This window comes from Yeosuana sp., from assembly GCF_057126245.1.
The window spans coordinates 1-13,940 of record NZ_DBNGMQ010000087.1 but is presented as its reverse complement, the minus strand read 5'-3'; the positions used below and the strand labels follow the sequence as shown (position 1 = coordinate 13,940).

The following is a 13,940-nucleotide window of genomic DNA, read 5'->3' as shown; positions in this document are numbered from 1 at the left end:
TTATTATTTTAATTTTGAAAAAAACCACGGTAATAATTCTGGTTCGGCAAATGTAGAATCCCAGCTGTTGTGATTGTCATGCTCAAAATAGGTTAACCTAACGTCAGCTCCCCTTTTTTGAAGTGCTGTCACCATCCTCAAAGCGAAATAAGGGATTACGACGTCGTCTCTACCACCATGAAAAACCCAAAGTGATACCTTGTCTGCATACTTTTTTGTCGCTTTTGGATGGCCTCCTCCACAAATTGGAAAGGCGGCTGCAAACATATCGGGTCTTCTTTTTAGGATATCAAATGTTCCCATACCACCCATTGAAAGTCCGCCAACGTAAACTTGATCTTTTTTAACATAAGGGGTATTGATAAAATAATCCATAAAATCAATAACAAGTTTCATTGATTTTGTTGGTCTTCCCATACGTTTATATTTAAATTTTTCAAGTCCTTTTTTTGAGTAATCTCGTTTTACATTAGACCAATAATCATCTTTTGGACATTGTGGAAAAATAACAATTGTAGGAAATTCATCTTTACTATAATTTTCTAAGAATAGATTGCTTCCTTGAACTAATTGGGTTTCATTGTCGTTTCCTTGCTCCCCTCTACCGTGAAGAAATAAAACTAATGGATACATTTTATCTTCTGAAAAATTTTTAGGCAATAATAATCGATACTTTAATGTGTCTTTACCGCCAATAAATAACTCTTTTGAAAAAAGGTCTTTATTTTGTGCCCATAAAACACTTGAAAACCCCATAAATAAAAATATTAGTAGTAATATTTTATTTTTCATTTTAAAGTATTAATAATTAAAACCTAATTTGTCTAATCCTTTTTTAACATCGCTGTTTTGCATAAATAAATTCCAGAGCAATCCGGTTCTGTAGTTCTCAATCATAATTATTTCTGGTCCTTGATCAATTGCCAAATAAGCCTCTGCAACCCAATAATTATATTGAGGACTAAAGGCATCATAAAAGCCAGCAACTCCCATTAATTGGTCCTTTTTTTGATAGAGAAAATGCATTACATCCAAAGACTCTGAAGGCGTATAAGCAATTGAACTAATAGCAGCTGTTGGGGAAATCACGCCTAAATCATTTGAAGGACTATGAGCTGAATAGCCAATTGATTCGTCGGAATTCCTTGAATAACTCGCCGTTAACCCCCAGCAATCAATACCGTAATCTGTATAGTTTTTAGGATTTGAAACACAATATTGGCGGTTAATTTTTGTATGGTTTACAACAAGATTCCAATAGTTAGCATATTGATCTGATAAGTTTTTAGGGTTTAATCCTAAAAACGAATAATGACTAAAAAATAAAGGACCTCCAAAATTTGAACCTCCAGCATGATTTAACACCAAAGGAATTCCATATTGCAATTCAGAAGAACGTATAGCGCCATTATTTGCCCAACCCTCTTCGTAAACTGTTTTTGTTATTGAATAATCTGGTGATGCTGCGGCTAAAACATACGCTATCATTGTTTCATTATATCCACTTAGTTTCATATTTATGTCGAATCCGTAATTTGGACTCCAATGCCAGTATAATGCATTCTGATTTTGTGTATACCAATTCCATTCGATGCCTTTCCAAAGTACATCTGCAAGATTTGACAAGGCTTTTTCATCAGTTGACCCATTTTTAAAATATTCTTTCACACAAATTAAACCTTGTGCTAAAAAAGCCGTTTCAACTAAATCGCCACCATCATCTTTTGTGCTAAACGGAATGACATGACCTGTACCGCCATCCATCCAATGGGGCCAAGCTCCATGGAACCGATTGGCACTTTCAAGAAATGATAAAACTTTGTTTAATCTGACTAACCCCTCTGTTTTGGTTACATAGCCTCTTTCAATACCGACTAAAATAGCCATTAAACCAAAACCTGTTCCTCCCGTAGTCACCACATTTTGATTTAATGTTGGATTGTTTGGATGATACCGTTCTTTGGCTGCTCCAGAACTTGAATTAGCAAAATCCCAAAAATATTTGAATGTTTCTCTTTGAGTTAAATCCATGATTTCCGAATCTGTCATTGGATCTACTGCTGGCTCATCAGACCCAGGAACATAAGGTTCTTCATAGCCTGGTCCATTATCTGAACTACAAGAAGAAAAAATTATAACTGTAAATATGATAATATAAAATCTAATCATGAATTGCTATTTTAATGTTGAGAATCAATTGTAAATTCTAATTTTTTTAGCCCATTAAGTACATCTTTATTTTTCATAAACAAACCCCACAACAACCCAGTTCTATAATTTTCAATCATTACTGGAATGGGACCTTGATCTATTGCTAAATATCTTGGTAAAAACCAATGCTCCTGTAAGCTAAACGCATCATAAGGTCCATATTTACCAATAAGTGAATCATGGTTTTTATAAAGATTTTTAAGCATTTTCAAACTTTCTTTAGGGGTGTATGGATATGATGATAACGCCGCTGTTGGTGAAATAACTCCAAAATCATTTCCTGGTCTATGGCCTGCATATCCTTTCATTGAATAACTTGAGGTTAAACCCCAAAGACTATCTCCGTAACCTTTAAAGTTTTTAGGATTTTCTAAAGCATATTTATAATGAATTTTTGCTTGATTTTGGTTTAATTTCCAATAATCAGCGTATTGATCTTTTAGACCTTTGGGATTTAACCCTAAATATGAATAATGTGCCCAGAATAGTGGCCCTACTGGAGCATCATCTCCTTCATAATAATTTAAAACAAGAGCTTCACCATATAAAGAATCCTTAGAAATAATGGCGCCATTTTTTGCCCATCCTTTTTCATAAACTGCTTTTGATATTGGATGGGTTGGAGATGCAGCCGCTAAAACGTACATGATTAAACATTCATTATAACCACCAACTGGAAAGTTCATCTCCCAGCCATATTCAGGAGACCAATGCCAATACAATACATCTTCGCCTTTTGTATACCAATCCCATTCTACATCTTTCCATAGCCTATCAATTTTAGAAACCAGTTGTTGTTCTTTTTCACTATCACCATCTTTAAAATATTCAGAAACTGTTAAAAGCCCTTGAACCAAAAATGCAGTTTCAACCAAATCGCCACCATTGTCTTTTTTACTAAAAGGAACAACCTTACCGGTTTCTCCATTTATCCAATGAGGCCAAGCACCGTGAAATCTATCTGCTTCCTCAAGAAAATCAACTATTTTAAAATATCTATTAAGCGCTTTATTACGTGGAATAAATCCTCTTTCAATACCGACTAAAATAGCCATTAAACCAAAACCGCTACCACCTGTAGTTATGGTGTTTTTAGGAGAGGTTGGATAGATATTATCCATGTGTAAGCGTTCTCTAGCGAGTCCAGAATTTGGTTCTGCCCCTTCCCAAAAATAATTGATGGTTTGCTTTTGTATGCTGTCTAATAAGTTATTTTCTAAAGTATTATATCCTGTATTATTTTCTGTTATTGAAATAGATTCCTTCTTATTCTTACAATTAAAGAATAAGATTATAACACAAAAAAAAGAGATTATTTTTAGATTAAAACGAGTCATTAAAAAAAGGGTTAAGAAATTTAGCTGCATTTAAAATGCAGCTAAATTCAAATAAAAAACTAACAATTACTCAAACAAACATATTAACTAAAACTTTAAAACCCCTAGAGCAATTAAAGTTTTAGTTTCTTTATTAATTTGCCATAATTTGTTCAATTTCTTCAACTGTTATTGGTCTGTCGAACACATGCAAATCATCTATAAAACTGGAATCTGACAAATGACCCCATGCTATAAATCTCGGAGCACCTGAGCCAATTGACAATATATCACAGCCTACCCAGCTAACTTGTTTACCTGTCATGTCACCTACATTTGCTACAGCAACCCCATTAAAATAAATTTTAGTTTCGGTATCTGAAACGGAAAATGCAATATGTACCCATTCTCCAACTGTAGGATCTAATACATCGCCATCATTCCAAACGTCTCCACCGTCTGTGCCAACATGCAATTTTATTCGTTGTTCCGTAGCGCTTCCTTCTCTAAATAGTCTAAATCCTGAACTTAGATCATTATCTGCTCCATTCATTGGAGGCCCAACTGTTAGAATTCCTGCTCTATCCGGATCAGCATTTACTTTATACCAAAATGCCGCACTAAATTGACTTCCTAATAAATTATCTGTCGGCACTGTTAAATAAGAATCAGCTGCACCAGCATAAGCATCGGTTCCTACTGAACTTTCTCCAGCAAAATCAGGAATTCCAACAACAGTTGCATTGGTGTTTGTAACCTTATCAACATTAGTTCCGTCAAAAGGCATATACAATGTTGAACCAAAATATGGTGGCGTGTATGATCCGCCAACAATTTGTACTACGTCTTCTGGTGATAGTGCCTTATTATAAAATCTTAAATCATCAATAGTACTTCCATCAGACTTATGATCCCAATAATCAAATGTTGGGGCACCAGATGCAATTGTGAAGGTATTACATCCGGTCCAATCTATTGGAGCTGCTAAATCTGCTGTATTCATTTCAACGCCGTTAAAATAAATTTTGGTTTGCGTATCTGAAACGGTTACAGCAACCTGAACCCATTCACCAGCGGTGACATCAATAACACCGCCATCATTCCAACTTTCTCCGCCACCTGTTCCTACATTCAATTTGATACGTTGTTCAGTTCCGCTTCCTTCTCTAAACAGCCTAAATCCTTGATTCCTGTTTTCAGGAGTGTCATTACCTACAACCAAAATACCTGCTCTGTCTGGGTTTGCATTTACTTTATACCAAAAGGTCGTACTAAATTGATTCGTTAATAGGCCTTCAGCAGGATATGTTATATAAGAATCCGTTGCTCCTAAAAAGGCACCATCTCCAACATAAGATTGATCTGTAATCTCTGGTGAGCCAACAACATTAGCTGCACGACCTCCAATGACGTCTATATAACCTTTATCAAAAGGCATATAAAAAGATTCACCAGCGTATTGAGGAATATACGGACTATACGCATTTATCATGATTTGAATATCCGATTGAGAAAGTGCTTTGTTAAAGATTCGTAATTCATCAAAAGCACTATTGTCATATTTATGATCCCAGTAACTAAACGTCGCACCCCCTGCACCAATGGTAAGAGGTCCTACACCAGTCCAGTCAATTGGAGCCGCTAACGTAGCAGAATTTACTTCAATACCATTGAAATAAATTTTAGTTTCGGTTTGTGAAATTGTGAATGACACGTGAACCCATGCACCTGCAGTAACATCAATAACACCTCCATCATTCCAACTCTCACCAGTACCTGTTCCTACATTCAATTTAATACGTTGTTCTGTGCCACTACCTTCTCTAAATAATCTAAAGCCTTGAGTTCGATTCTCATCAGCACCAGCAACTAAAATACCAGCACGACCAGGGTCTCCACTTACTTTATACCAAAAAGCCGCACTAAATTCATTACTTAATAACCCATCTGTTGGAAATTCTAAATAAGAATCTATTGCTCCTTTATATGCATTCGTACCTGCATAACCAGAACCAGCAAAACCTGGTGCACCTATTTGATCCGCTACTTCAAATCCTATTAAATCTCTATAATCGCCATCAAAAGGCATATATAATGACTCGCCATCAAAAAGTGGTGTATATGGAGGTTGTTTGCTAAAATTAACTTCACTTGACGTTGTTTTACCTTCTATATCGGTCGCGATAACTTGTAAAACATGATCTCCATCCACTAAATTGGTATACGTATATTCTTTTAAAGCTCTGCGGTAATCCATAAAAGAATCAAAGCCTGTTATTTTAGTACCATCTAGAAGTATTGATATGTCGGTTATTTCAATATCATCAGTCACTTCAATTTTAATATCTATTGACGTAACATCTTCAAAGACTTTAATGGATGTACCTTCTGTAGGTGTAATTATATTAACAACAGGTGCTGTTTCATCAACCCCTGGATCAACTTTCGTTATTGGGTCTATACCATCATTACATGATACGGCAAAAAGTATCATGAAAAGACCAATTATATATTTTAAAATATTTTTCATATTAATTTAGTTTAGTTATTAATCTCCTAACGGAAGTGCGTCAACTTGTGCTTGTGGATATGGTAATAATGCCTTGTCTGCAGTAAACGTCCTGCCGTCATAACTTAACTCGCTATAATTACCTAATCTAATCATATCATAATAACGGGTTCCCCATTCCATGGCCATTTCAGCAAATTTTTCATCCATAACCTGTTGCGTAGTCACGCCAGATATTGTTCCTAACCCCGCTCTTAGTCTTACTTCATTCACCGCTTGATCAGCAGACATTGCACTACTAGATGCACCTTGAGTTAACGCTTCTGCATGCATCAGTAAAATTTCTGCATACCGTATGCAAATCATATTTTTACCTGCTCCATAATTATTTCTACCATCTGTTAATTGTATTGAAGGTAAATACTGTTTTCCACTACAAAACATAGCACGAGCATAATCATTTATTACATCGCCATCCCTCGTTGTATTGGAAATCCAACTAGGAAGCGTTGCATAAGTTGGGTCTGATTGTAATTCAGTAATGCCTCTATTAGTAAACAATACACTTGTTTCTAAGCGAATCGTTTCGCCTCGATCAAGCATAAACTTAATATATTTCATACTTGGCTCATAAAAGCCCCATCCGCTTTCTGCATTTTCTCTTGCAGGTGTCCAGTTTTGAGATCCAAAAGGCGCGTATAAGTGATAAAAGGTATCCCCCGTTCCAGAGTTATAATCTGAATATTGCATTTCTAATAAATTCTCATTACTCAACTCTCCAGGCTTTTTAAATTCTTCATAAAAATCTGGAAAAAGAGAAAACTTACCAGAAGCAATAATAGGACCGGTAGCATTAGCAACTCCTTGATAATTTTTAAGCTCTAAATTAGCTAATGCTTTTATAGCCAAAGCCGTATGTTTGGTTACGCCTCCTGGAATATCATCTCTTTCATTTGGGCGCATATCTGGAAGAAATGGTAATGCTTCATCCATTAAATCCGAAATATATTGCATCACTTCATCCTTAGTTGCCACACCAGCTTGAATTTCGGCATCCGGAACCGCTGTATTGATTATAAAAACACTTCCCCAGACTCTTGATAAATTGAAATGTAACCACGCCCTAAACACCTTTGTTTCGGCGATATATTGATCTGCTTTAACAGCTTCACTTGGCGTTGCAAACGCTTTATAATTCTCAATTAAAGCAGCTGCATTATTAACACTAACAATATCGGAGTAATGTAAGTTCCAAAGCGAATTATACATCCAATAGTCTTTGTTGTAAATAAATAAGTCTGTATTTGCAAAATCTTGTTGATCCCCAAGACCTCCAGCATTTACATCATCACCTCTCACAGACAATAACAAATATTCTTCCCATCCTCTCGAAGCAAATGCATTATATGCACCAATCAGTGGTTGAATCATATCGTCTGTATTCGTGTAATCAACATCTCCGGTATTGAGCTGACCTTCTTGTAAATCTAGCTTATCACTACATGCTATAAAGCTCAGCATGAAAAGTACGATAACACTAAAATTCAATGCGTTTTTTAAATTTTTCATTTTCAATGTTGTTTTTTAAATTTTAATATTAACACCAACCCTATAAACTCCTGGAACAGGATACGTTTGTCTATCCACACCATCAGAAACCTCTGGGTTAAATCCGTTATAATTAAAGAATGTAAAAGGACGGTCTGCTGTTAAAGTAAATCTCATCTCTGGCATATTTTTACCAAAAAGTTTTTCTTTTTTAAGAGTATAGCCTAATTGTATATTTTGAATTCTAAAAAAATTACCATCTTCTACCCAAAAATTACTTAACTTTTGATTCCACCCTTTACGCAATCCAGCCGATGACGGATATGTGTTGCTTGTACCTTCTCCATGCCAACGGTTGATGGCTAAATCGGCATCCATATTGGTATCATTGGTAAAAATTATTTCACCACGTTTTCTATTTAAAATTTTATTACCTGATTGTCCATAAAAGCTAAGAGAAAAATCAAAGGCTTTATAGTTAACTCCTATATTACCTCCATACATGAATTTTGGCAGGTAAGAGCCTAATACCTTTCTATCGTTATCGTCGATAACGCCATCTGGTGTTCCATCTGGACCACTTATATCTCTATATATTAAATCTCCCGGAACTAAGCCGTTTGCAACTGCGATAGGATCTGCATCAATTTGTGCTTGATTTTGATATACACCTGCCGTTTGATACCCATAAAAAGCTTTTATAGGCTCTCCAACAATCGTTCTTTGACGAAATTCAGCAGTTCCAGCATCGATATATCCTTTTGGATCTGTAACACTTAATGTTTTATTTTTTAAAGATGTGAAATTGGTTCCAATGGAATAGCTAAAATCTTCAGAAACCCTTTTATTCCAATTGATAGCTAATTCAAAACCTTGGTTTCTAATTTCACCAGAATTTTTTTGAATAGTGGCATTAATAATTGGTACAAAAACAGGCATGATAGCATTCTTGGTGTCTCTAATATAATAATCAGCTTCAATAGATAATTGATTATCTATCATTCCTATATTGATTCCAAAGTTATTTTCTTCAATAACTTCCCATGTATTATCAGTAAAGGTACTTGTGGAAGTTATACCTGGTGTTTGAATATCCCCAATATCAGTCGAAATTACATTAATTGTATTAGCACCCGAACTGGCCGCTACATTATCATTTCCTAATTTACCCCAACTGGCTCTTAACTTCAAATAATCAAAAATACCATTATCTTTCATAAAACCTTCATTAGTCACTACCCAACCTGCACCAACTGAAGGAAAATAGCCCCAAGGATCTTTTGTGAATTTTGATGAACCATCTGCTCTCATCGTACCATATAACAAATATTTGTCCTTATAGTTGTATGCTGCTCTTGCAAAATAAGAAATTCCATACGTTCTGTAACCGCTATCATTATTGCCTAAAAATGAATCTTCTTCTGCGAAATTTAGATACCATGATGTCTCATAATCAATTCCCTTAATATTAGAACCTCTTGCTGAAAGTGAATGACCTGCTTCGTCTCGATAAGAAGCACCTCCCATCAGGGTTAAATTATGGTCGCCAAAACTATCATTGTAGGTTAAAATATTATCCCATATTTGATTAGAATAAGTATTTTGAGTTTTAGTAATACCCGAAATTCTTTCCACATTATTTCCTAACGTATAAGGCAGGTTTACATAACGCTCATCTAGTGCTGAAAAATCATGATTATAGGTTGTTTTAAATGTTAATTTTTCTGGTATTAAATCAACTTCAAAATAAATGCTAGATAACAGTTTCCTGATTTTTAATTGATTATTACTAAAATCCATTACAGGAAAAGGGTTTTGAGTTCCTCTATAGCCCAAAATTTGAGCATTGGAATACCTAATAGGCGATGCCTCAGTATTTAAATCATCAATTACAGGAATAATTGGCACGGCAAAATAAGCTTGAAACCAAGCAGCATTTTCGGCATTATATTTAGTAGCATTACTAAACACATTATTTATTCCTATTTTAAACCTGTCTGAAAGTTTTACATCTACTTTAGAACGCACATTAAACCTTTCATACTCATTTTTCATATCTAAAACACCGTCTTGTGAAAAGTAATTCGCTCCTACTGAATAGGATACATTTTCTGAACCACCAGTGGCACCTAAACTATGACTTTGAATAAGTCCAGGTCTTAAAATTTCTTTAAACCAATCTGTATTTACATCCGGTATGTTTGGATTAACTCTGCTTCGTCCATAACGCTGCATGGCATTTAGCACAAAATCAATATCCGGTTGTGAACCAGACTCATAAGCCATTGTTGTAAATTGTTCAGCATTTGCCAATTTCATTACATTTTGTGCATATTGTACACCTGTATAACCGTCATATTCAAAAACAGGTTTCTTCTCTAAATTTCCAGATTTTGTTTTAACGATTATAACTCCATTAGCCGCTCTTACACCATAAATGGCCGAAGAAGAGGCGTCCTTTAAAATTGTTAAAGACTCAATGTCTTTGGTGTTTAAAAAATCAATATTGGTATAAAACATTCCATCTACAACATATAAAGGATTATTGTTACCATCATTATATGAGCCAATACCTCTTAATCTTACGGTTGGAGAATCTCCTGGAGACCCTGTACTAACAACTTGCACACCAGACACTTTTCCTTGTAATGACTGCATAACATTAGCCGTTGCTACACGTTCTATATCTTCAGATTTAACTGTAACAATAGATCCTGTTAAGTCCGCTTTCTTTTGTGTACCGTAACCAACTAAAACGATTTCATCTAAAGATTCGACATCAATTTCTAAAACGATGTTAACATTACTTTGGTTCCCTACGGTTATCGTTTTTGTTTTAAAACCAACGTAGCTGAACTCTAATACTTCGCCAACACTAGTCTGAATGGAAAAATTTCCATCAAAATCGGTGCTAGCACCTCTGCTAGTTCCTTGTACAATAACATTCACGCCTGGAATAGGCATGTTGTCTTCTGAACTAGTAACGACGCCCGTGACAGATTTGTTTTGAGCAAAGCCACTAACGGAAACTAGAAAAAGCAATAAGAGAATAATTTTTGTTTTCATATACATCTTAGTATTAATTTAGTTGACTACAAGTTAAAAGGAATTTAAGTTTTGAAGTCAAAACTATTTACACTTTAAATACGTCATTGACCCTTTTGTGAGCAAAAACTACATATGACGTATGCTTAAACTTCAAAAAAGTGAGTAAAAATGAATAAGAAAACGTTATATGACGTAGTAATGACGTATAAATAATTGAGAATAACGTATTTTTTAATGTGTATTATTCAAGATTTATCAAATAAGCAGCAACAGAAATATCGCTTTCTAAATTTAATTTCTTTTTTAACCTATATCTATGTGTTTCTAAGCCTCTTACAGATACATTCATTAAAGGTGCTATTTCCTTGTTGGATAAATTCATTTTGATGTAAGCGCAGATTTTCAAATCCTTTGAAGTTAGATTTGAATTTTTCTCTTTAAGACTCTTGAAAAAATCTTCATGCACTTGGTTAAAATTGTACTCAAAAACTTTCCATTCATCCTTATGTGCAATGGAACTATCAACCTTTTTTAAAATCTTTTTAAAGGAATATTGATTATCAAAACTACCTTTGTTTATTGATAATTCTTTCTTAATATCTTGTAAGGTTTCATTCTTCTTAACCAATGCCATGGCTGTGTTGGCTAATTGCTTACTTTTTAATTTTAATTCATTCTTTAACGATTCATTCCTTAATTGAACAATTCTTTTTTCATTGTCTAAGGTCTTTTGCCTTAAAATTTCTTGTTGCTCTTTAGCAAACTTAATCTTTAAAAGCCTTTGATGTCTTTTGATTTTTCTTTTATTGAAGACATAAATTATAATTAACACAAGAACAGCCAAAAATAAATACAGAACTATACCTAAAGTGTCTTTATACCATGGCGGTAGCACATTTATTTTTATAGTACTAGACTTTGATGATTCGCCTAAGTAATTACTGGTTCTAAATGCTATTGTATAGACGCCATCTTTTAAGTTAGTTAATTCTAATTTATTATTGTCTAATTTCTGCCATTTTGCAGTATTTAATTCTAAGATTGAATATTCAAAAAAATGATTAGTTGATTTGGCCGAAGATATAAATACACTAAAACTGCTTTTCAATTTAAAATCAATCGTTTTGTTTGGTATAATTTCTATTAATTCTTTGTCAATTTCAATTTTATCAATATTTGGTTCATACAAAATTGACTTTGAATATGATCTATTATCAATAAGCATAAATCCGTTATTTAAATTTAAGGCATATGTTGAGTCACTAATTTTAGATACATTTTCATAGCCAACTATTAAACGGTTTTCAAAGTATTTACTTGAAAGCGAAATATCCTTATTGCTATTAGATAAAGATTTAAAAGTTATAACATCAGCATCATTTTTTAATACTAATTGACCTACATCATTCTCTGAAATAATATAGGAGTTTCTACCAAAATTTTTGTTTAACAAATCATAGGGGACGATACTATCTAATATTGGTTCATATTTTAACCACCCGTCATTAGTTTTAAAACAAATCTCATTTTTGATTTTAAATATTCTGACGTTAAAATCGGAAAACTTTCCTTTTTTATTATAGTTTTCAGTTCTAATAGTATCGTATGTTGCATTAAATTTAATTTTATAGAGTCCCTTATAAGCATGTGCAGCCCATGCTGTCTGTTGGTCTTCAAAAACTAAAAACCGAATGGGCATTGTGGTTCCTTCTAGATACACAACTTCCCAGTTTAAGAGATTCCTTTTAAATTTTACTAAACCAGCATATGTGCCCTCAATAAAAATATTTTTCTCTTCAGGAACCTTTTTTATAGTCCAACCACCCGTATAACTTGAAATAGCTACTAATTGCTTATTTTTAACTAAAAAGGTGCCCTCATTGTGTCCACAAAAAAGTTCCCCTCTAATTTCTTCTAAATTCCAGACTTGCCCTTGGGAACCTTTTATAAATTGAAGATTATTAGTACTATCCAGATAAAAAAGACCAGTATTGCTACCAATGTAGATAACATCTTCAAATTTAATGACATCATAAACGGCTCCTAATTTTCCCGAAACATCATTAAAAAAATAATTATGACTACTCAAATCTACCGATGCCATGCCATTATCTAAGCCTAACCAAAGTGTATTGTTTTCATCAACATATTGCCCTAAAATGGTATTATTCACTAAGCCATTTTCTTTATTTACATGAAAAATAATTTCTCCTTCGTTATTAGTAAGATAAACACCATCCTTAATGGTGCCAAAAATCATATTGCCATTTTTAAGAATGGAGAATTGATTAAGTTGATGTTGTTTAATAAACATATCAACTTCAAAATTTGCTGGAGTTATTCCATTGTTATCATAAATAAAGCATCCTTTTAAAGACGTAGTAATTAAAAGTTTGGAATTATAATTAACTATTGAGACAACTTTAGTATCTACTAAAACATTATTAGTTATCTTAGGTTTAAGTGTTCCATCTTCAAGTTGATAAATTCCATTTCTAAGTGTAGCTACATATAAAATAGTGTCAATAATGCTGCATGAAATAATAGTAGAATCTGTTTTTAGTTTTTTAATATTTCCATCAGGAAAGAATAAATAGATATTCTGAAAAGACCGAAAAACAATAATATCATTATATTGTAAGATTTGCCAAATCTCTTCGTTAGAAGAAATTTCATTCTTAATAGAATTACTCAATGATGTATATATTAGTTCTCCTAAAGAATTATATTTCCAAAAGCCAAACTCTTCATATGATCCAATATAAATTTTATGATTAAAGGCAAAAACAGAACGAATTGTTGTCCTATTTGGTAATTCTTTAAAATTCCATTTTAGTCCGTCATATTCTAATAATCCCTTATTATTAGCTACATATACCTTACCGTTTTCAGATTTTGAAACATCCCAATTCTGGTTTCCTGCATTATATTCTGATAAAACATGATTTTGAAAATAGGGTGTAAACTGCGCTAATAAATTGGCATTTATAAAGAAGATAAATAAAAATATAGAATACCTTATTTTCATAATTACACAAATATAGCACTAATTCGTTTTCTTTTATTGCGAATCTCAGTTACAACAAATTGTAACTATTCTTAATTACATTTTAATAAGATTCAAATCCCTATATAACAAAAAAGAGGGACTAAAATTAGTCCCTCTTTTTTAAATAACTATTTTTTTTTAATTCCAAAACACACTGTATAGAGCTACTAATATGAGCATCACAGAAAAAGCCCCTATATTAAATAGCGGACTTGTTTTAAATAAGCCTTTGGTTATTTCTATTCCTTTTTGATCATCT

The 13,940-nt window shown here is 33.3% G+C and carries 7 protein-coding genes; all 7 read right to left on the bottom strand.

Annotated features, from left to right (window positions below; all coding sequences use genetic code 11):
• Positions 1-3: 3 nt before the first annotated feature.
• The 7 genes from AC15TD_RS11815 to AC15TD_RS11785 all read right to left on the bottom strand — a co-directional run bounded on the left by AC15TD_RS11815 (position 4) and on the right by AC15TD_RS11785 (position 13,660).
• A complete protein-coding gene (locus AC15TD_RS11815) occupies positions 4-792 on the bottom strand; it encodes a carboxylesterase family protein (protein ID WP_484452356.1) in 789 nt (262 codons plus the stop codon).
• A gap of 9 nt (positions 793-801) precedes the next feature.
• On the bottom strand, positions 802-2,169 hold the full coding sequence (locus tag AC15TD_RS11810; protein WP_484452355.1) for a glucoamylase family protein: 1,368 nt from the start codon (positions 2,167-2,169) through the stop codon (positions 802-804).
• A gap of 11 nt (positions 2,170-2,180) precedes the next feature.
• The gene (locus AC15TD_RS11805) at positions 2,181-3,548 is read right to left on the bottom strand and encodes a glucoamylase family protein (RefSeq protein ID WP_484452354.1); all 1,368 of its coding nucleotides are present in this window, start codon (positions 3,546-3,548) and stop codon (positions 2,181-2,183) included.
• 133 nt (positions 3,549-3,681) lie between these two features.
• The gene (locus AC15TD_RS11800; protein ID WP_484452353.1) at positions 3,682-6,057 is read right to left on the bottom strand and encodes a LamG-like jellyroll fold domain-containing protein; all 2,376 of its coding nucleotides are present in this window, start codon (positions 6,055-6,057) and stop codon (positions 3,682-3,684) included.
• A gap of 18 nt (positions 6,058-6,075) precedes the next feature.
• Entirely contained in the window at positions 6,076-7,605 is a 1,530-nt protein-coding gene (locus tag AC15TD_RS11795; protein WP_484452352.1) for a RagB/SusD family nutrient uptake outer membrane protein, read from the bottom strand.
• 15 nt (positions 7,606-7,620) lie between these two features.
• Positions 7,621-10,650 carry a SusC/RagA family TonB-linked outer membrane protein gene (locus tag AC15TD_RS11790; RefSeq protein WP_484452351.1) on the bottom strand — a complete coding sequence of 1,010 codons (3,030 nt, stop codon included), beginning with the start codon at positions 10,648-10,650 and terminating at the stop codon, positions 7,621-7,623.
• 223 nt (positions 10,651-10,873) lie between these two features.
• Entirely contained in the window at positions 10,874-13,660 is a 2,787-nt protein-coding gene (locus tag AC15TD_RS11785; protein ID WP_484452350.1) for a helix-turn-helix and ligand-binding sensor domain-containing protein, read from the bottom strand.
• Between the last annotated feature and the right edge of the window lie 280 nt (positions 13,661-13,940).